Origin of the sequence: Hyphomicrobium album, assembly GCF_009708035.1 — a bacterium.
GTDB lineage: Bacteria > Pseudomonadota > Alphaproteobacteria > Rhizobiales > Hyphomicrobiaceae > Hyphomicrobium_A > Hyphomicrobium_A album.
In genome coordinates this window covers 1-23,221 of record NZ_WMBQ01000001.1, presented here as the reverse complement: position 1 = coordinate 23,221, position 23,221 = coordinate 1, and the positions used below count along the sequence as shown (strand labels likewise).

2 protein-coding genes are annotated in these 23,221 nt (G+C 64.5%); one reads left to right on the top strand and one right to left on the bottom strand.

The annotated features are described in order from the left end of the window. Positions 1–31: 31 nt before the first annotated feature. Positions 32–11,833 carry a filamentous haemagglutinin family protein gene (locus GIW81_RS00010; protein ID WP_154737313.1) on the top strand — a complete coding sequence of 3,934 codons (11,802 nt, stop codon included), beginning with the start codon at positions 32–34 and terminating at the stop codon, positions 11,831–11,833. A gap of 469 nt (positions 11,834–12,302) precedes the next feature. Here the strand turns inward: GIW81_RS00010 and GIW81_RS00005 are convergent, their stop codons facing one another. Next, positions 12,303–23,213, bottom strand: coding sequence for a filamentous haemagglutinin family protein (locus GIW81_RS00005; protein WP_324614995.1), 10,911 nt, complete (start codon positions 23,211–23,213; stop codon positions 12,303–12,305). Between the last annotated feature and the right edge of the window lie 8 nt (positions 23,214–23,221).

The window sequence follows — 23,221 nt, the reverse complement described above, 5'->3', positions numbered from 1 at the left end:
CGACGCGTCCGTCGATGCCTGAGGGGGATTGATGTCTGCTTTTCCATTGAAGTCCGGCTCGTTCCCTGCCGGCCCGCTGTGCACGAAGATGTTGGCAAGTGTCTTCCTGGCCGGGATTTGTGCCGCAGCAGGCCCATCGGCATGGGCGGTAGATCTGTTGGGAGGAAGCGGAGCGCGGCCACCCGCAAATGCGGCGGCAAGCGAAGCGGCGGCACAGGCGGCGGCCGCTTCGAAGAGCTCGATCGATGCACTGGGCCGTGCCTCGCAGGCCATCCAGAACATGCGCCGAGGTCAAGACGCGGCACGTGCCTTGGCGAAGCAGGGCGCTAGCCCGGTGCCAAACGGGCTCGGCCCAGGCGGATTGCTGCCCCAGGGCGGACTGAGCGGCGCCCAAGTCAAGGAAGGCGACCCGGCGACCATTACCTTCGATACGCCGACGAGCTGGACCGGCATCGAGCTGCGGGGCCCCGAGGGGGAGCATCCTGGACTGTCGCAGACGACACGCCCGGACGGGTCACAGGTCACCATCAAGCAGAACCAGCAGAAGGCCATCCTTACCTGGGAGAAGTTCAACGTCGGGCGCGAGACCGAGCTCTATTTCGACCAGACGGCGGGCGGCGCCAATGCCAGCAGCTGGATAGCCCTCAACCGCGTGCTCGATCCCGGGACGGCCCCCAGCCAGATCCTGGGTTCCATCAAGGCAGAGGGCCAAGTCTACGTCATCAACAAGAACGGCATCCTGTTCGGCGGCGCCAGCCAGATCAACACGCACTCGCTGGTCGCCTCCTCCCTCGCCCTGTCCGATGCCCAGTTCATGGCCGGCATCGGCGTTCAGCGCACGACCCCCGGCTCTGGTTACATCATTCCGCAGTTCGGGGATTTTCCGACCAACGACTCGGAGAGCTCTCCGGCCCCCTACCTACCCGGCGACGTCACCGTCGAGGCCGGTGCGCAGCTGAAGAGCGGAAAGCAGGGTCTCGTCGCGCTCTTCGGATCGAATGTCACCAATCGCGGCTCCATCGAGACACCCAGCGGCCAAGTGCTCCTGGCTGCCGGCGAGAACGTCTATCTGGCCAACAGCCAAACGAGCGGCATCGGCGCGTTGATCGGGCTGGAGGCCTATGTCAGCGCACGGCCAGAAAGCATACAGGGAGTACTCGGCGGTCTTCCCGCGCAATACGCCCGCACCGCTCTGCTGGGGATGAATGCCGTCAATGACGGCCTGATCATCGCCGACGAAGGCAGCATCAGGATGGTCGGGCACAAGGTCGTTCAGAACGGCGCGCTGCAAGCTCTGACGACTTTGAATGCTGCCGGCGGCATTTCGCTGATGGCCCACGATACGTATCGCTTCAGCCCGTTCGGCGGCAATTCTGCGGCTCGCGCCGGCGAGCTTATTCTCGGCGAGAACAGCGTTACGTCGGTGCTGATTGATCGCAATGAGCAGACGGGAACGGGTGGCACGGCGGGTAATGCATCGCTGGTCAGGCTGTGGGGTCAGTCGATCCTCCTCGCGAAGAATGCGCTCGTCAAATCGGAAGGCGGCCAGATCGACATCGGGGCGTTCGACACTCTTGAATCCGGCTCGCCTTTTCTCGAGCTGCCGACGGCGCCCAGTGCCGGCGCACGCTTCATGATGGCGGCCGGCGCGCTGATCGACGTGTCGGGTGTTCTCGACGCTGCCGTTCCTGTGGCGCGAAATTTCGTCGAGGTCGAGGTCCGCGCCAACGAGCTGCGCGATTCCCCATTACAGCGCGACGGAATTCTCAAGGGGAAGAAGATCTGGGTCGACCGGCGCGTCAGCGGGACCCGCGAGGACGGCACCACCTGGTACGGCACGGAGGTGGTGGACGCCAACGCGTACATTGCCAATGTGCCCACCTCGATGGCTGAACGCTCGGTCAAGGGTGGAACGGTGACAATCCACGCCGGCGAGGTGGTCATGATGCCCGATGCGGAAATAAGCATCGCCGGCGGCTCGTTGCGCTATCTCGACGGTGTCGTCCGTACGACCACGCTGCTCGGGGCTGATGGCCGGCTTTACGACATCGGCAGCGCACCCGCCGACATGACTTATGTGGCGCTCGGTGGCGGGTTCACGCGCAATCACGCGCGTTGGGGCGTCACCCAGACCTGGGGCAACCCGCTGTGGTCCGGGACACGCTTCGAAAAGGGCTATGTCGAAGGCGCCGAGGCCGGAACGCTCCAGATTCACGCGCCGGTGCAGGTGCTGGATGGTCGCGTACTCGCGCATGCGATCACGGGCGGGCGCCAGTTTGATGCGCGGCCTAAAGGCGGATCCTTCACCATCGGCTCGGTCTCCCCGCCCGATACGAGTTTCAATGCCAACAACGTCCTGCTCCAGGCAGCCGCAGGCGCATTGGCCAGCAACTTCACGATGAGCAGCGTGCTGCCGACGGATAGGAGCTCGACCGTGACCCTATCAACGGCGATGCTCAGCGACAGTGGGTTGTCGGCGGTCAATCTGATCGTCAACGGCAACGTCACTTTCGCAGCAGACTCCGATATCCGCTTGCTGCCCGGGGCCAGCCTCAGCGTCTCCAACGGAGTTGGCGATTCGATCACCGTTGATGGCTCGATCCAGATCGCCGGCGGCACCGTTAGTCTCGGCTCCCGGGGATCGCTCACGGTCAAGGCAGACGCAAGGATCGACGTGAGCGGCCAATGGACCAACCGGCTCATCGCGTCGCCGACGGCTACGGAAGCGCGCAATGGCGGATCGATTACGCTTGCTGCCGAAGTCGTCAACCAACTGGTCTTCGAGAACGGCGCGGTGCTCGCGGCCGACGCCGGCGCCACGCTGGATGCCAATGGCAAGATCAAGACAGGCACGGCTGGTTCGATTCAGCTCACGGGCACAACGGCCGCCAATCTTTCCGGCGTGACGATGAGTGCCTACGGCATAGCGGTCTCGGACAAGATCAGTGTGGCGAGCATGGGAGGTAAGCTCACGCTCAATCTGCCGGCATTCTCGGTTGTCTCGAACGACGCAACGCCGACCGGCAGTTCACTCCGCGCAGATTTCTTCGATCGCGGCGGGTTCGGCGATTTCACCTTCAATCTCTCGAGCCTGGAAGACGGGATCGTCTTTTCGCCTGAGGTTCAGACCAGGATCCTGACGCGCGACTACGCAACGCAGGCGTCGGCCGGCACCATGGAAGCGGTGGCAGCGGCGACGACGCTTGCGCCAGGCCAGCGTCCTGGCGCCAGGCTGGCTATGACAGTCGCGAACGGCTTTGTGCTGGGAGCCGACACTGTCATCGCTCCCGGCATCGGCGGCAGCGTCAGCATCGCAGGCGCGGCCGGCAACATCACGATTGCCGGCAAGATCGATGCGCCGGCCGGCTCGATCAGCATCAATGCCGGCAACGTCACGCTGGCTTCGACAGCGCAACTTCTCGCACGCGGCGCAACGCGCATCGTTGTTGACCCGAGCGGCCTGCGCAACGGCCAGGTTCTCGACGGCGGCAGCGTTTCCGTCGCTGCCGGCAACTGGGCCGCTGGCGCGCTCATCGACGTATCGGGAACCACTGGCGAGATCGACGTCGTCAACGGCGTGGTCGGGATCGACCAAAGCTATAAGCCGCTTTCGCTCGCGAGCGCAGGCGGATCAATCTCCGTCCAAGGCCGTAGCGGCCTTATTGCCAGCACGCTGGTTGCGAACGCCGGTGGCACTGGTGCCGCGGGCGGTACCCTTCGACTGATCGCTGAGTCTCCCGCAGTATCAGTGAGTGCCATACCAACGACCGTCTACTATCAGGATGCAAATGGGGCCTGGCAGGCACGCACCAATACTCAGGACCTCGATATTCTCAACCAGTTTCCTGGTGCAGCGATCACGTCGAACTCGGTAGTTGCCGCTGAAAGGACCAAGGTCGTCAACGCGACGAGGAACGGCAGCGGCGGCCTCCTGACAATCATCAATGACGACACTTTAGTACCAGGTGGTGCGGGCTGGGAGACCTACGGTGTCACGCTCCAGGAGATCGATCCGACACTCCTCCAAAACACTCTCAATGCGGTCAGTCTTTACAATTCCATCTACTACAGCCGCAGCGGTAGTGGCACAGCCGTTAGCCCCTTCGTCTACACGAAGCTGAACTACTCGCCCGTCATCACGGAACTTGCGGTTCGACAGTCCGCGTTCCAACACGGCGGCTTTGCCGACGTCGCTTTGCAGGCCTCGAAGATCGGTGTCCGCTTTGGCGACGGCGTCGATATCGCCGCTAGCCGGCGGATTTCCGTCACGGCTTCGTTGGTGACCAATTTCAGCGGCGCCAGCGCGCGACTCACCGCGCCGCTTGTGACATTCGATGCAGGTAGGGCGGCGGCCACGGCAACGAACCGCGCCGGCGCGTTCTCGGTTCACGCTCAGCAGATAGACGTGTCGAGGGCGGCGTTCAAAGGCTTCGCCGATATCTCACTCGACAGTGCGGGCGACCTCATCATGTCGGGAAGCGCGGGCGCCCCAGCTAGTCTTTACGCCGACGGCGCCCTCAATCTCAGTGCCGGACAGATCTACCCAACCACTCAGACGCCTGCGACGATAACGGCTACCCACGCGATCACTGTCGATCAAAATGGCACGCATCCCGTTGCGCCGCTTTCGGCTGGCGGCAAGCTCACTCTGGCGGCGCCGACGATCGTCCAGAACGGAACTCTGCTGGCCCCCTTTGGGCAGATCACGCTTGACGCGACATCGAGTTTGACGCTCGGCCCCGGCAGCCTCACGTCCGTGTCAGGTGCTGGCTTGATCGTGCCCTACGGCCGGATCGTCGACGAGGTGTTCTGGTATGCGGACAACCCCAACACGCCAAATCTAACCCCTCCGGAAAAGCGCATCACGCTCAAGGCACCTACCGTCGACACGCAGGCGGGCGCGGTCATCGATCTTTCCGGCGGCGGCGATCTTATGGCGTATGAGTTCATTCCCGGATCGGGAGGCTCGTCCGACTACCTGACCTACGGCGGCGCCACGGCCATCATGCCGGTCAGCATGGTCTCGAACCATGTCGGCAAGCGCATCATCCATCTCGATGGCGGCAACGGCATCCCGGCCGGCGACTACGTCGTGCTGCCGGCCAGCTACGCGCTGCTGCCGGGCGCCTATCGGCTCGTGCCGCAGACCGCGAGCAATGGTCAGCCGCTCTACGAGGTCACCCGATCGACGGCCCTTCCGGATGGCTCGGTCGTGGTTGCGGGCTGGGGCTATACCGGCGGCACCGACATCCGCGATCAGCGCACGCAAGCCTTCAGGATTGCCTCGCTCGACACGATCAAGCGGCACTCGGAATACAAGATTTGGACAGCGAACGACTATTTCAGATCGAATGACTTCGTCGCGGCCGTCCGCCGCCAGTTGAGTGTCGAGGTCACGGCCATTCCGCGCCTGCCGATGGATGCGGGCGCCCTGCAAATTCAGGCGTCTCTTGCGGCCAACTTGGCCGCGACCCTGAATGGATCGGCCGCCTTGGGCGGACGGGGCGCCGCGGTCGACGTCGCCGCGGGCAAGATCGCCGTTACCGGCGGCGTCGATGGCACAAGCTATCGGGCAAACGGATACCTCGTTCTCGATGCCGCGCAATTGTCGGCCTTCGGCGCCGAAAGCCTGCTCCTCGGCGGCACGCGGCAGCAGACCGTGAGCGGCCTTGAAGTCGACGCGACTGCATCGAGCGTCGTCGTCGCAACCGATGGCACCGCCGCGAACGCGCTTGTCGCGCCCGAAATCCTCCTCGCCTCCGAGGACGCCATCCAGATTGCCGACGGCAGCCTGATTGAGGCCCGTGGCACTGCCGGAACCGGATCGGGCAATATCCTGATCAGACCGGTAATTGCGGCTGGGACCGACACCAGTGGAAACGTGACTTCACCCGCACGTGACTACGGGGCCTTTGTGCGCGTTTCGAACGGGGCGGCTGTACGCGTCATCCGTGACGGCGCGGAGGCGACGCAGGGGACGCTCACGCTGGGAGCTGCCACGCTGAGCGGAAACGCGATCATCCTCGATGCCACGAAGTCGACGACCGTCTCGGGGGGCGCCTCTCTCCTGGGCCGGGTGCTCGATGTAACGAGCTCACGCGTCAGCATCGGCACCCCGACCGGCACGCCCCAGGGCCTCGTTCTCGCCGGCGGCAGCCTCGATGCGCTCTTAGGCGCGGCAGATCTGCGCCTGCGCAGCTATAGCTCGATCGATTTCTATGGCGATGCCAGGCTCGGCGCCCTCAACGCCGACGGCAGCTTCAAGCTCGGCTCCTTGCTGCTCGATGCCGCCGGCCTCAATGGCAGTGGCGCCGCCACCGTTTCTCTGACGGCGGGGGAGGTAACTCTTTCCAACACTCGCGGAGGTATCAATATTGGCCTCGGCGGGGCCGGCGGAAACCTCACGATCGAAGCGAACAATATCTCGCTTGGAGGCGGGTCGAAGGAGATCAATGGGTTTGCCAGCGTTCAGCTTTCGGCAAGAGCGGCCGTGGTGGGACGCGGCGCCGGCACGACAGATTTTCGAGGCGCAAATGTCAGCGTTAGCGCTCCTCTGCTGACCGCTGAGAGCGGGGCGTCCCAGAACTGGACGACGACAGGGGTTTTCAGCGTGAACGCTGCGAGCGGCTCGGCAAGCCACGAGACGCTCGGCGCACAGCTTGCAATTACGGCTGCCGCGATTACTCAGGCGGGACTGATCGATCTCACCGCGGGCGTGTTGACCCTGCGGGCAACGAGCGGCGATGTAACGCTCGCAGCGGGCTCGACGACACGCGCACGCGGCTTCTCGCGGACGTTCTACGACCAGGAAGCTCACATCGCCGGCGGCACCGTTGCTCTTCTCGCCGACCAGGGCGCGGTGCGGGCCCAGGCAGGCTCGCTCATCGACGTGTCCGCAACCGGCAGTGGGGAGGGCGGCACGATTTCGATCTCGACGCCAATGCACGCTGCGCTGCTCGACGGCGACTTACGGGCCGGCCGCCTTGGAAGCTTCAGTCTCGACGCCGCCACCGTCAGCGCGTTTGGAACGCTGAGCGCGAAGCTTGCTCAGAGCGGGTTTGATGACGCCCTGCACTTCCGCCTGCGTTCGGGTGACGTCATCCTCGATGGGGTCACCAAGGCCAGAGAATTCAAGCTCGTGGCGGATCAGGGCGCCGTGACGATTGCGGGCATGATCGATGCGCGAACTACTGACGGCGGGTCGATCGAGATCTACGGCAGCACCGGGCTGACCCTTGGCGGCACTGCCCGGCTGCTTGCCGGCGCGACCCACGCCACAAAAGGTTCCGGACGAGTGACACTTGGGATCTCGGGCGGCCGGATCGACGTGCAAAGCGGCGCACGGATCGATGTCGCGGGAGGCGAGGGCGGTAAGGTGAGGCTGCGCGCACCGGTCATCGAGCAGGCCGGTGCCGACACGGTGAACGTTACCTTCGCCGGCACGATAGCCGACGGTGCCAGCGAAATCGTGCTGGAGGCCTACAAGCGCTACAATCTCGCCGATCTTGCTGCCAATCCGAACTTCGTCGGCGTGACGATCAACGGCGGCGGCCAGGCGGAACTCGATCTGACGGCGACCGCGGCCGGCAAGACGAACGTGCTCGCCGACTACGGCGCCGGCACGCTAGTCGAGTACGTGCAGGACTTCGACGTCTCCGCTGCCTACGGCAACTTAGGTGGTCTTGCCGGCCAGGCGAACTTCCACGCCCGTCCTGGCATGCAGCTCGATCACACCGGCGACATCGTGTTGAAGTCCAACTGGAACCTGGGCGCCGGCATTGTCGACCAGACTGCCGCCCTCAACGCCGGCGTGATGGGTATCGAGCCGTTCCTCAACAAGGCCTACGTGGTCGCTGGCAAAGAGGGCGAGTTGCTCGCCAACCACACAAAGATGATCTACCGCACGGGCGGCAGCATCTTCGGTGAGGCCGGTGTGCTGACCCTGCGTGCCCAAGGCGACCTCGTGCTCAAGGGCAGCATCACTGACGGCTTCTTCCAGTTTGGAGACTCGTTCGACCCCGACTATCTCGCGAAGCTCGGGTCATCGACCGTCAACTACGCACTGCTGCTCAACGGCGGCTTCAACAACGGCGGTGGCGCCACCTTCCTGACCTCGTGGGCGAGCTACACGAGCACGACCCAGCTTCCCTCCGTTTACATGGGACTGTCTCTGGCAGGCACCGGCGCCGCCTTTATTCCCACCTCGACTCCGATGAACAGGCCCTACAGCGCGGCCGCCAACTCGCCCGCGGCACTGGGGTCGCTGCCGAACAATACGGGTGATGCGCTCAAATATGCCGATGTCTTCCCGAGGGTGACGAAAGCGGATGGCGGGACGCTGGCGCCGCCGTCCTGGGATCTGGCGCTCGTGGCGGGAGCCGCGCCCGCAGGCCAGAGCCCCGATCCGTTGCAGCTCGGAGCCGCTGGCTCAGGCAGCGTCATTCTCGAGGCACGTCCAAGCTTCAGCTATACGGACCGAACGAACGTCTCGTTCGTTGTCAACCGCGTCGGTGCCCTCTCTGTCGACACCAATTCCAACTTCGGTGTGACTTCCCCTCCGACGTCCGGATCGACGATCAGCGCGGCGGATTGGATCAGCTACATTCAAGAATTCAGCGGCGTGAGCGACGACTCAACGGCCGTCCTCGCTTTGGGTCCCGGCGGCGGCAATCCGGCCCAGAGCTATGTCCAGGGCCTGTGGAACGCGTTCGCCGCAGAAAATGGCTTGGTGCAGAACAGCTCCGACCCTGCGGTCGGCTATCGCATCATCAACAGCAGCGGCACCAATATCGTCATGGCGGCGGCGACGTTCGCCTCATTCTACAACGCGAAGCTCCTGCCCAATCTGCGGACTATCGAAGGTCTCTTTTCGCCTCCGGCTCCGCCGATCCCCGCGCCGACCATCAAGACGGTGACACCGTCCACCATCGTCCGCACCGGCACCGGCTCGATCACGGTCGCGGCGGCCCACGACGTCGTGCTCGCCGACCAGAAGGCGGTCATCTACACCGCCGGCGCGCGCGTTGCCGATCCGACGCTCGGTGGCACCTACACGGGCAGCTTGGACTACAGTGCTACGAATCCAACACCCAACATCTCCAACACTGTTCCCCCCGTCACCATGCCGGTGTTCACCGAAGGGGGCGGTGACGTCACCGTCACCGCGCAGAACGACGTCAAGTCGCTGGTCGCGAGCGATCAGATGATCGTCGACTGGCTGTGGCGCGACGGTGCAACCAACTCGGACGGGTCGTTCCCGGCCAACCGGCAGACGGCCTGGTGGATAAACTTCTCACGTTTCGAGCAGGGCGTCGCCGCTCTGGGCGGCGGCAGCGTCTCCGTCGCAGCGGGGCGCGACATCGTCAATGTCTCGGCATTCACGCCGACGCAAGGGCGCGTAGGAGGCGGCCGGACCTTCACCGAGGCCAAAACGCTTGCCATCACCGGCGGAGGCGATCTCTCGGTCGGAGCCGCTCGCGACATCGTCGGTGGCGTCTACTACGTCGACAAGGGCACGGGTAGCATCTCGGCAGGCGGCGCCATCACCTCGAACCGCATTGTCAGCTTCGATCCGGACGGTTCCGGTACGCAAGTGGCTCGCAACGTCCCTATTCGCACCATGCTCGGTCTTGGCGACGCGGCGCTCAAGGTCACGGCCGGCGGCACGATCGATCTTGGATCCGCCAGCAATCCCACAATGTGGGACCAGGCGGACTATCAATTCGCCTGGAATCCCAACAATCCCCAGAAGAGCACCTTCTCTACCTACGGAGAGAGAACCGACCTCGAGCTGCTATCGGTGGGCGGCGACGTCTCTCTATGGAACCAGGCGGGCTACCTCTCCTCCGGCGCGCCGGCGTGGGCCAGCTACAAGGAAAGACTGCAGAACGGCTTGTCGGGCGACGCCACGGTTTTCTATCCAGGTAGCATCAAGCTGATCGCAGCCGCAGGCGACGTGACGATCCGCGGCGGCATGGCGATCTGGCCATCCGCCATCGGCAACGTCGATTTGTGGGCGCAGGAGAATGTCACTCTCCTCGCGCAATCGAGACCCGGCATACCTCTGGAAGGCATCCTGTACAGAACCCTTGTGATGTCGCCGGCAAATCCCGAGCGCCTTGGGACGCCGCTGAAACCGCTCGCCTCTCTGTTCTCGGGAGGTACATCCCTGGATGTCGTGGGCTTAGACGGCTCATTTGCTGCGAGCAACTTCCGGGACGGCGGTCTACTGCATGCCAACGACTATGAGCCGAGCCGCATCTATGCCAACGGCGATATCAATGCCGGGACCGGGGGGTCATTTTACCAGTATTTTGCCGAGCAGACTTGGTTCCGCGCCGGCCGCGACATTAACAACATCAGGTTGGCCGTCCAGAACAACCATGCTTCCGACCTGACGCTGTTCCAGGCGGGCCGCGACATCAACCTGGCGCTCGGCAGCATCTCGATCGATGGGCCTGGTTTTGCGCTGGTCGAGGCCGGCCGCGATATCTATCTGGGCAAGGGCCTCGGTATCCAGACGAGGGGCAATGGTGAGTCGCCGCAGCTTTCTGGAGGTGCGCCGACATACCGCAACCCCTACTTGCCCAGGAAAGGCGCCGATCTCGTCGTTATGAGCGGCACTGCCGACGGGCCGCGTTACAATGACTTCATCGCCGCCTATCTGGACCCCGCCAACATCGCCGCCATGCCGGGCCACCTTGTTGCAAGCGACGCGCCGATCTACGGCGACGAGCTCACCGCATTCATGCGACAGGTCACCGGGGACGCCACCCTGTCCGCGACCGCAGCCTTCGCGGCATTCCGGGATCCGAGATACAGCGACTACCGCAAGATACTGATCGACCGCATCTTGTCACGCGAGCTGCGCGCCGCGGGCCGCGGCCAGCTGGAGGGCTTGGGTGAGAAAGGGCTCGGCTATGAGCGCGGCTACGCCGCACTAGCAAAGCTGTTCCCGGGTGCCGACCAGCAGGGCAATACCGGCTGGCAAGGCGACATCATCATGGACGTGTCGATGATCCGCAGCTACCTCGGTGGCGACCTCGACATCGTCGTGCCGGGCGGCAAGCTACAGGTCAGCGCGCTTTCCTCGCGGGCGACCGGCGACAAGAATGGCGTGCTCACCATCAACGGCGGCGAGATCCGCATCACCACCGGTTTGGGCACCATCATCAATACATCGCGGGTGCTGACCGCGCGGGGTGGCGACATCACCATCTGGGCGACTTTCGGCGATATCGACGCCGGCAAGGGCCGCAAATCGTCCCTGACGAACCCGCCGCGCACCTACAAGCTCTCCGCCGACGGCGACATCGTCTACGAAATTAATCCGAGCTTCACGGGCAGCGGCATCTCGACTCAGAAGGGCGCTGTCGACGCCGCGGAGTCGGATGTGGATCTCTATGCGCCGAGCGGCACCATCAACGCCGGCGACGCGGGCATCAGGGTGAGCGGCAACGTTTATCTAGGGGCGCTTCAGATTCTCGGGACTGAGAACATCTCGGCCGGCGGCGAGATCAAGGGCCTACCGGAGCCCACGCAGTCTGCAGCCACGCTGACGGTCGAGGCGAAGAATGAGGGCGCCGCCGCTGCTGCGGAAGAGGCGACGCATGTCGCTCCAAACGAGCAGCCGTCGATCATCATCGTCGAGGTCATCGGCTACGGGGGCGGGGATGGGGATGTGAGGACACCGGAACATAAGGAGGAGGAGCGGCGCAAGAGCAAAGACCAGCGCAGCTACAATCCGGACGGAGCGGTTCAAATACTAGGGCACGGCGACTTGAGCGACGAGGAAAAACAGCCCCTCAACGAGGAGGAAAGAGGCAGGCTTTGACGGGCCATGCGACGCGCCATTGTTTGTTGGTGGATGTGCAGCCGATGGTGAGATGCCGCTGCGGCGCAATGAGCCGGACCGCTCGTCGCCCGACACCGACCTAAACAACATCGCCGACGCTGGGCACGGCTGGGTTCGACGGATAACCGCTTTTGTATACGAACGCCGATTTCGCCGACCGGGTACGTGCTGTCCTCAGACTTCCGCGTCGCCAGCGTCCGGCCCAATGCTGTCCTGAATGAAACTTGGTCAGAGCGTCCGGCCAAGGATCAAAAGCGGACGCCCCGCGCTTGCTCAGGTTTTGGAAAGTCCGAACGAGACTTTGAGAAGCTTTGTGGCAGTAGCTGTGCCGGCATGAATGCCAGGGACGATCGGTTCAGTCAGTTGAACCCTGAGAACGTCATTCGTTTCCAGTGATCTCATTGCCTGACGCACCGGTGACCGCAAGATCGATCAATCATCGTCTTGACTACTTGCCGTCCAGGGCCCGTTGCTCGGTCTCAGTCAGTTGTTGCCTCTGCTCGTCGGAGAGAGAGCCAGCACCGACGATCTGGAAGGCGCTATTGGAATTATAGCTGCGCTGATCCTTCTTTTCGCGCGGCTGTTGTTTATGCGTCGGCACAGGGCTCCCATCTCCCCCACCATATCCGATCACCTCGACGATGATGATCGAGGGCTGCTCGGTTGGCTGGCCGGCCTGAGGCGCGGCCGCTTCCTGGGCGGCGGCGCCAGCTGCGCTCGTCGCTTCCGTGAGGCCGCCGATGTCGGGAGCCTTGATCTGCGGGACGCCCTTGGACTTGCCGCCGACCTCGATGTTCGATGCGTTGACGACGTGCAGTGCCGCGAGGTTCAAGTTACCCGACACCCGGATGCCGGCATCGCCGGCATTGACCGTGCCGACCGGCGCGATCAAATGCACATCGCCCTCCTCGACGCCCGAAAAGCCGATGATGGTGCCGATGCCGCTGCCCGCGATGTCCGCCTTCTCCAGCACGCGCGTCACGGTGTCGAAGTCGGTAACGATCTCCGGCGCCGAGGGCACGCGTGCCGTCTTGGCGCCGCGCCCCGCATCGATGTCGCCGAGCGTCGACCAGATGATCTCATCGCCGCCACCAAAGGTGAGGACGCGCGAGCGGTTCACCGTCACGCTGTCGTGGGCGAAGATGTTGATGTTTCCGAAGCCCAGGGTGACGAGGCCGTACCCCGGAGGCACAGCGGTGCCAAGCGCCGCGATCTGCAGGCCGCCACCTGGAGTAATGACTTCGATATCGCCGCCAGCCATGGTGCGGAAGAAGGCGTTGCCGATCGTCACGTCGCCCTTCCAGGTTTTGCCGGGGAAGAGCGTCGCGATCGCCGCATAGCCGCGATTGTAGCCGCCGTTACGCGGCAGACCACCGACGCCGGGCTCGTTCTGGTCGATGCCTGCCTCGCGCAGCTCCTGCATGTAGACCTGGCGCAGGAAGCGCTCCTGCGTGAACTGTGGCAGAGTCTGGAACCGCGCCCAGGCATCCAGCGGCGCTAGCGTCTCGCCGGTCATGTCCTTGACGAAAGAGACAAGACCATTGCGAGTCAGATGCTGACCGCCTTTCTCGCGCGGCTCGAAGGCATCGATGAGATAGAGCGGAACGATGGTGCCGTCGGGCAGCGTCGTTTTGAGGTAGTCCGGCATGGCTGAGACTTTCGCCGGATCGAGATAGGCCGCCACGAAAGCGTCGTAGGACGGCTGTTTGCCGTTCAAGCCCGCCATGACGGTGATGGTGGCGCCCTGCTCGGGCAGACCAATAATCTCCGATCCCGGGATCGGGCGGTTGCTGGCGTTGTAGCTGCGATTGCCGCGGCTGAAGAGGGTCATCTCCGTTCCATAGACATCGCGGCCGGCAGAGAGCACAAGCGCGCCCGGTCCTTGAATCTCGATTTGACCGCCGGGACGCGAATTGCCCCCGGTAATGGGCGTCACATCGCCCGTTCCTCCGATAATGTCATTCCCGGCCTCGAGCAGGGAGACATCGGTCGGACGGACGTTGCGCAAGTTATAGTAGATATTGCGGATATCCGTACCGGCCCGGAACCAGGTTTGCTCATTGGTGGTGATGAAAGCCCCGGCATTCATGAACCGCGGATACTGCGAGCCGATGATCGAGCCGGACAACGCATAAATGCGGCTGGGCTCATCGTCGTTCGCATTCGGCAACCAGTCGCGGCTCATCACGATCGTGCCTGGCGAAACGTCCTTCGCGGCGAGAATGCGAAGCTCCGGATCGCTGCTCGGTAGCGTAAGCAAGGTGTTGTTGAACACCGAGCCGTTGAGCGCGGCGATGCGGGTCTTCGAGGGATAAAGATTGCCGGCAGCGTTGTTTACGTTCTCGTAGGAGAATGCAATGCCTGCACAGCAGTTGTCCGGATAGCTCAGGTCCTTCGATAGAAATTTCGCCTGGCCGACGAGAACCACGTCGCCACCGGTCGAAGTCAAGCTCAGCTGGCTCCGTTCGGTATGTCCACTCATGACTGATAGGCCGACCCGCAGCGGATCGAGCATTGTCTGCAAAACGAGGTCGCCAGCGGTGGTTACGTCCAACGTCGCGTCGCCGAGCGACAGGATCGGGGCGATCGGGTAGGAGGTTGTCCGGCCAAACCGGGTGGTTTTCACCTCGCGGCCGACCGCAAACTCGCCGGCTTCGATGGAGCCCGCACCACGCCCGACATAATAGTAACCGGCGAGCACGGCGCCGCCCGCCTCGACGGTCATAGCGCCGCCATTGCGCAGCTCGAGGAGCTTGCGTTCCTGAGGCGTGCGACCGCCGCGCACGCGGCCGTTGGTAGGCAGCGCGACGGTGAGGTTCACAAGGTCGCCGCCGGCGCCCACCTCCACATTGCCACCGCCGAGTGCACCGACCCCACGCTGGAAATTGGCATAGTCGATCCACCAGCTGCTTTGTGCGGTCTGGCGGTTCAGCCATTCGGTGTAGTGCTGCATCGTAGAGCGATCCGTCGGCAGGGCGACATCGATGTCGCCGCCGACCGCAATCTGGACATGACCGCCGCCCACACCGTAGGTTGCGCCCGCGGGCGCAGTCGTAAAGTCGTCGAAGACCGTGAGATCGCGCCGTCCAGCGGTATAGATCGAGGCGCCACCGTTCAATTGCAGATCGCCGGACGCGACGATGTTGATGTCGCCGGTGCCGGTGCGCACCATCGTCGACGGATAGACCGTGCCGCCGCTCGAACCGGGCGGGACCGACGAATAGAGCAGAGCAATGGCGTTCAGGTTGGGCTTGATCTTGGTGTCGTAGAATTCCGCGAAGTTCCCGAATCTCGTCACCACACTGAGGCGGGGACCAAAGCCGCTGATCGCGGTGGTGTGCCACCTAAAGCCGACCCCCTCAGTCAGACTCTTGGCCGCTGCATACTCGTTCCACAAGTTGAGCACATAGGCGTAGGCCTTATCCTCTGGTACGCCGAATGTGACGAGAGCGCTGGACTCGTCGTTCAGCCTCGCGCCGGCCGCTGTCCTTAGAGCGGCGATCCATTGATCCGGGTTTCCGGTCGCACCCGAGGGTGCGCCGGACACGCTGAACGTACCGTCGTCAACGAACCCAGTTGCGACGACGGTGCCCAAGCTGTCGATGTAGCTATAGCCTGGCTGTTCGCTCAGAATGATCCTGCCCGCCGAACCGGCGGCAAGGCGCGCCGGGTCAGCGCTTTCGCCCCGCGGCGCGGCACCGGCCACGAGGGTCTGGCTCCATGATGAAACCGCTGCGGTAGAGCCGTCGGCCTTCGTGATCGACGGAAATTGCACGGAATAGGTAAGCGCATTGCCCGTATTCGCGGCCGGCGAATTGGACGCGGCGCTGTAGGGGGCCTGAGCGATCTGCGGTGGCGTCGATTTGTTCTCTGTTACCCTCACGGTCCCCGATGACGAGTTTCCCTTGTAGAAGGCGATCCCGGCATAGGCCGTCGGCAAGCCTGTGGCGGTGCCGTTGAATGCCGTGAGCGTCGCGGTCGTGCTGCTGCGGCCGCCGTTGATCAACGCTGTCAGGTTGTTCGAGATGGTACCTTTGACCGCCAGATAGGTCGGATCGAGCGGATCGGCGTATTGGAAGAAGCCGTCGGTGATGCTGCCCTTGAGGATGAGATCGCCTTCGGCGCGCAGCGTCAGCACGCCCGGCTCGCCGAGGATGCTGCCACCGGTGCGGTAGACCATCGTGGTGTGGTCGCGCAGCAGCTGGCCTTCCTTGCCAGCGACCACATAGGCCGCGCCGCTCAGCGCCGGAAGGGGAGTCATCACCCCGGCCGCAACCGCCGAGGCCTGATCGACGATGCCGGCGCCCAGATTCCAGTGGGACTTCAGCACGATGTCGCCGGCGTAATCGAGCTCCATGCCCGGACGGGCGTGGAAGTTGTCCTGCGCAGTCAATCCGCCGAGCGCGCCATAGGAACCGGAGATGTCGAAGTCGCGCACGAACTCGACCAGCGTTCCGGCGCCGTAGTCCGCCAGCACGTTGAGCTTGCCCGCCGCCTTGGCAGCCAGATCGAGCTCAACCTGGCCGCTGCCGTTGATGGTGACGCCGACATAGTCGGGATTGCTGGCGAGATTGGCGAGATCGAAGCGCTTATAGCCTTCGAGCACGATCTCGCGCGCGCCGGCGATCGTGCCGGCGAAGGCGACGTTCACCGTGTCGGCGCCAGACTGCTCGACCAGGGGCGCACGCAAGGTGACCTTGCCCCCCTCGCCGCCCGCTACGTCGATCAGACCCCCCTGAATATTGAGCGTGCCGCCGCTGATGCCCAGCGTGACGCGGCCGGAGCCCAGATGGTCAACTGTATCGGTGGCGCCGGCGCGCAGCACGGCCGTGCTGGTCATCGTCAATCCATTGCCGGCGTAGATGGCAATCGCGCCGCCATAGGTCGCACGCGCATCAATCGTTCCGGCGATCGTCACGCTGCCATGGTCGGCGACCAGCCGGAACTCGCGCACGGTCGTCACCCCGTCCACTGTCACCGACCCCGAGCGGATGCGGAAGTCCCGCGACTGCGAGAACCCTGCCGCATTGAGGCGCTGGTTGAACGCCGCGAAGTCCGGCAAGGAGGCGATGTCGAGCGCGAAGGAGGCACCACGATGGCCTGCGGCCGCCTGCGCCTTGATCGTGCCGTCGAGCGCCACGCTGCCGCCGTCGGAGGTGACGGCGAGCGTACCCGCGCCGCCACCGGAGGGATGGGCGGAAAGGTCGAGCACCGCGCCGGCGCCGAGGCGCACCGAACCGCCGCCCAGCGCCGTCAATGCAATGCGTCCGGCATTGGTGTATTCGGCGACGTCGAAGAATTGCTTGGCGAAGCCACCGACGTCGATGCGCGCACCATCCGCGAGGATCACGTCGCCGTTCGTTGCTGTCAGCTCCACAGCGCCGCCGAGGGCATCGATGCGCCCACCGAAGGCGATCGCGCTCCCGCTCAGCGACCAGCGCGTGCCGAGGCTGCTCAAATCGCGGGCCGGCGCTTCACCAACCGCCGCCACTACAAGCGCGCCTTGCGTCGTCACCGACTGCGTGGCACCGCCGCGGCCGGTCAGGAGCGGTGCCGTTAACGTCAGCGCCGCAGATCCGGCATCGAGCGTGCCGTTGCCCTCGCCGACGATACGCGTCGTACCGGTGAAGGCGACGGTGTCGAAGCCGCGCAGCGCCTTGGCACCCTGGCCGAAAACGAGCTCGCCGGCGCTGAGATTGAGGCTGCCGTGCCCAGCGCCGACCGGCTCTGCAAAAGTGCTTGCCGTATTCTCCAGGACCAACCTATTGCCGACGACCGTGATGTCGGCGGTGCCGTAACCGACGAGCGCCGCCGCATCGAAGGTCACCGCGGTGAGCCCGGAGAGGTCGACCGCATCGTGAAAGTCGATGCTCGTATAGCTGCGTAGAGTGAGGTGCTGGGTATTGCCGAGCGCGGCCAACGCGGCGGCGTCGATCACCAGACCGCTGCCGCCGCCAAAGCCGATGCGCCCCGAAGCTAGCGACAAGGCTGCGCCCGAAAGATGCGCCTCACCAACAACGGCGTCCCGCGTGGCGTCGATGAGCAGCGCTTTGCCGCCGGCCAGCACGGCGCCAGCGCCGATGGTCACGCGGCCGCCGACGGTCGTATCGACGTTCTCGCGCCGCACCCGGACGGCGTCCCCGTTGGAGACGCGGACGAGGGCGCCCCAATCACGCGAAGGCGTCTGCACAAAATCGTCGTCGGGATTGGTGGGGGTGCCGTTCTTGTTGATCACCTCCGCCACCTGGGGCGCCATAACGAGGTCGCCGGCGCCCGTCGGCGCCTCCCCCTCGGCGAGGATGACACTGCCGGCGGCGATGTCGATCGTCTCGCTCGCGGCAAGGATGATTTCCGATCCCCTTAGCGCGGAACCTGGGCCGTTGCGCACAACGATATCGTTGGCCGTCACATCCACCTTGAGCCCGCGAATATCGCCGGCGCGCGTGCCGCCGAGGAGGAGGCTGCCGGCGCCAAAGGCGGACAAGTTGCCCGCGTCGACCACGAGATAGCCGTCGGCGCGTAGGGTGCCTGCATCCTCGCCGGCTCCCAGGATGGCGATCTTCTCTGCAGCGATGTCAACGAGGCCGCCGCGTCCGCCGGCCGCCGCCTGCGAGCGCAACTGGCCATTCAGGATCAGATCCTGCGTCGCCTTGAACACCACCGAGCCGCCGTCGATCGGCAGGCGGGGCGTGACGACCTGCTGCCCGGTCAGGCGATACTGCGTCTGCCTAAAGGCTTCAGACGCGAAGAAGGTGTTGGCGAAGGCCTCATTGTACTCACTGTACTTGCGGATGACCGCGCCCGACATGATGCGCCACGACGAAGGCAGTTGGTCACGGCTGCCGTCATACGCGTTGGCCCGATAGCCCGCCATGACCACGGAGCCATCGGTCAGCGTACTGGGCTTCACTGCCGCGGCGCCTTGGGAACCGCTCACCATCTGGACTGCGTAGGCACCCGGCAGCAGCGCATAGTGCGCCGGCAACAGCGTATACCATCCCGCGGCGAGCCCGTTGCCACCGTCGAGCCAGACGCGATCGGCACCGGCAACACCGCTCAATGCCGGCATGATCGCAAACATGCCGGGGCGTGCCAGCACATCATGTGAGCCGCCGGGGCCGGGCACATGCTCCCAGGCATAGAGATCGCCGCCTCCGCTGATGTCGACGACCGACCCGGTCGCAAGATCTACGCGCGGCGCCTCCAGCGTGATGCGTCTTTCCGGCGGGCTGGCGATGACCGTCGGCACCGCGGTGCTGTTAGTGGGGATGGTCCAGTTCTCATTGTTGGCGAGATTGCCATAGGGCAGAACAAGCCCGTCGCCCGATACGGAGGTGACGCTGCCTGCGCCGAGGGTCACCTTGTCCGTCGCCTTGAGCACGATCTGGCCGAAGGGCGCCTTGAGCGTCCCGCCTTGTTCGATCACCGGCGCATCAAGCGTCAGCACACCGCCGACCGACAGCGCCGGACCGGCGACGCCCTTCTGCTCGACGATGATCTTTTCGCCGGCTTTGATGGTCGCGCTCACCTGCGAGGCCGGGTAGACCTGCGCGGCTCGCAGGATCAATGTCCCGTCGACATCGATGCGGGCTGATTGCGTGCCGCTATTGTAGGGCACGAACCGGATATCGCCTGCGTCCAGCACGGTCTGCGCGAATCCTCTGATCCCCGACTGCTTGACGTCGATGAGGGAGGCGGCGAGCGTCAGCGTCCCGGCGCGCGCGATGCTGCCTGCTGCTGCCGCCCCATGCAGCGAGATGTAAGCTGCCGACAAGCGCGAATCGGTACCATCGGCATTGATCAGACCGCCGGCGATCGAGATCGAGCCGCCAAGCGTGAGATCGACGCCGTCGAGCCGAATGGAGCTGCCCGAGGTAAGAGCAAGATCCGCGAAGCCTGCGGAGTGGAGCAGAGATGGCCGGAAGATCAGTCCAGGCTGCGCCGTCGCCGTCTCAGACAGGATCAAGAGTCGGTCGGTGCCGGACTCCAACGATACGCTGCCGCCACGCGCGCCGTCTCCGCCGGCGTAACCGAGCCATGTCCCCTCGATGAGCCCCTGGCTCACGCCGACCAAGTCGCCCACGGCAATGGTGCCACCGTCGCTGGCCAGCGTGATTGGCGTGTACGGGCTCCCCAGCGCCAGCCCCTCCCGCGGGACATCGATCTCCGCACTGGCGCCCGAGACATCGATGAGAGAGCCGGACATCATCGTGAGCGTCGGCGCATCGATGGTCACGGTGCCTCCGCGGAGCACCGTACCGGAACGCAGTCCGCCGTACGCTTGGATGAGTGGCACTCCGCGTGCCACCAGCGCGGCCGTGTCGGCGACAACGATCGTACCGCCGGACGAGTGAAGCCTGATCGTCCCGCCGGGCGCCTCCAGCCGGCCGGCGATGTGCAGCCCGCTGGCAGCACCAGATCCTGTCTCGAGGGCGATCCGACCGCCAACGTCAGTTTCGATCGCGGCGCCTTCGCCGACGGTCACCGCGTTGGCAATGAGCTTCAGCGACGTGGGATCAAGTTCGGCGCGCTGCGCCAAGTCGATGACCGTCAGTGCCCCCATGTCCCTCACTGCCGTGCCCGAGGCAAAGCGGGAGACGTCGACGCCACGCAAGTCAACAGTTGGCGAGAGCTGCAGGACCTTCACCCCGCCAGGGACCGTGATGCTGCTGGCCGCGATCTCCACCGAGCGGAAGCCGCGATCGGTGAACAGCGTCTCCGGCAGACGCACCGTGTCCGCATCAACTGGGTCGGCGCCGCCGATTTGCAAGGCACCCTGCGTGTTCACAATCAAGCTGCCGCCGGAGCCAGCTGAATAGGCGCGCAGATCCACTTCCAGCAATTCTCGCGCATCGATGCTACGCAGGGTGATCGTGCCCGCATCACCAACCTGCAGCGTCGGTTTGCCGAGCTGTTGATACCAACCACCACCCGAGACATCGATGATGGCCCCTAACGCAAACTCGGCGTTATCCACATCCACGCTGCCGCCATTGACAACCGGAGGCGACACCCGCGTCGGATCCAGAACGCTGTTGACCCACTCACCGCGCACATCGATGGCCCCGCCGCTTCCGAACGAGACTTTCTCCGCTTGGAGTAACTTAACGCTGCCGCCGGGAGCACGGATCACGCCGTCGATCTTGAACTCCTGGCTATCATTGTCACCGGCGTTGGCCGCGACCAAAAGCGAGCTGCCAGGCGTCAACTCGAGCGTTGTGCCATTCTCGACCGCGAAGCTCGTCGACAGATAGAGGTTGATATTCCCTAGGCCGGACGACCCCAGCGCGCTGGCGTCGAGATAGGTTGTGCGCTCCGCAATCCCGTTCGGCCTTATCGTGCCGGAATACCAGAAGGGATCGAGCGGAGTGCGCGCCGTGAACTCCGGTGCCAGCTGAACGGGATTGTCGGAGACGATCAGCTGGTCGAGCTGCCATGACCGGTCGCTGTTGTCGGGCCCGCCGAAGGTCAGAGTGCCGGCCTTGGCAAGCTTGCCGGAGGCGGCTTGGCGCTCCCCGGTAATCACGCCGCCCCAGTAGCTGCCCTCGAGGACCACGCCCTCGGCGGCATAGAATTGGATCGAGCCCGCGTTGCGGCCTTCCGCGTAGCCCTTTTCGAAGCGACCCCGGGTGCCATTCGACTGGAGCGGATTTGTCCAGGTCTTCGTGACGCCCCAGCGTTCATGCACACGGGCGAACTGGCCGGCGACGCCAACATATATTCTGTCCGGCGTCGCCTGGCTGATGTCATAGACGCGCCCATCGGCGCCCAGCAGCTTGGTCGTGTTCACCCAGCCGTCCTGGTAGCGGACCGAGCCGCCCGAGACGTCGAGCAGCGAGCCCGCCCGGGTGATGACCGAGCCGGCCGACTTGATGATGATCGAGCCGCCCAACTGCTGCTTCTCGCCGTTGGGCATCTTAACCTCGATGCCGGCCATCGTGGACAGCTCGGCAAGAGTGATCTTGCCGACACCAACCCACGCTGCTACGTCCGCGAGTGGCGTTCCGATCCAGGCCCCGGGGATGTAGTTGCCGTCCTTGTCCGTCACCCAATTTACGCCGGACATGGTGCCGTCGCTGAATACGCCGCTTTCCCGTCGGTCGACATAGACTTTCAGTCCGCGCAGCCAGGACTCGCGCAAGAGTGGCGAGTCGCGAAGCTCGTTGATGCGCAGCTCGGCCTCGATGACGTTGCGTTCCATTGCCACCAGCACGTCCTGCAGACCGCCGACGCTGAGATAGGCATCCTCACCGATATAGATCCGGCTGCCGTCGCGTAGCTGCTCGGCGACCAATCCCGGCTCCTCACCGGCCCAGGGGTTCTTGCTCGCCACGACGCTGATGGTGCCCGCGGGAACGATGACGCTTGCCTGAGCTTCGATGTTGATCAGGTCACCGCGCAGCTCCACCCGGCCCGGCCTGTAGCGCAGCGCCAGCGACGTCAGCTCGATCTCGCTCGTATCGGAGAGGTCCGGCATGACGGCCGTCACGCTACCGGGTGCCAAGGTCAGTGTGCCGGTGGACCAGGGCCGCATGGTGTGCAGCTCGCAGCCGTTCCCGTAGCACGGGATGCCCTGACCCCACGCCTGCAGCCGGATCGAGCCTTCACGGTTGTTGAGCGCGGTACTGGCCAACAGGGCACCGTTCTGCACGATCTCGCGGCCGGCTATGGTGATATCGCCGCGCTCCGCCTCCGCGAAGCCGTTGTTCACTACGCGATAGCCGACGGATGCGGCACGCGCCTCCATCTCGTTCCTGATGATGGTTTGAAAGCCAATGCCCTGAGGCGTGCTATCCGTGAGATGATTTCTCGTGTACGCCCAAGGCATCGGCGCCGACACCACGACGTCGAGACCGCGCACGGTGAAGATCGGGTTGTCGGGGTCAGGCTGCTCAATGGCGCTCGGCTTGAGATAGACCTGCTCGCCCGCGGCCATGATGATCTGGCCATCGGGGGCAGAAATCGCTCCGGAATTTATGACATGCGGGGCGAACAGCATCACCTTGCCACCGCTCGCCGTGGTGATCTGCGCGCCGGCCTGCACGGTCACGTCGCCCGGGGGTGCGCCGATCTGCGTCCGCGGCACTTGGCCGGGATCGTTGAGCCCTAGGCTGTCTACGGGCCGCGGTTGCCCGAGATAGCCGAACTGCGGCAGGGAATAGCTGCCGCTATCGCCACCACCCGGCTCGCCATACCCGATATCCCGCGGATTGCTGATGCCGAGCATGAACTGCGGGTTGGACAGGCTGAGCGATGACGCAACGATCGTCCCAACGTTCACCTGGCTGGCGCCGCCGAAGATCACGCCGTTGCGGTTGATGACGTAGACCTGACCCTCGGCCTTGATGGAGCCGAGGATCTGGCTCG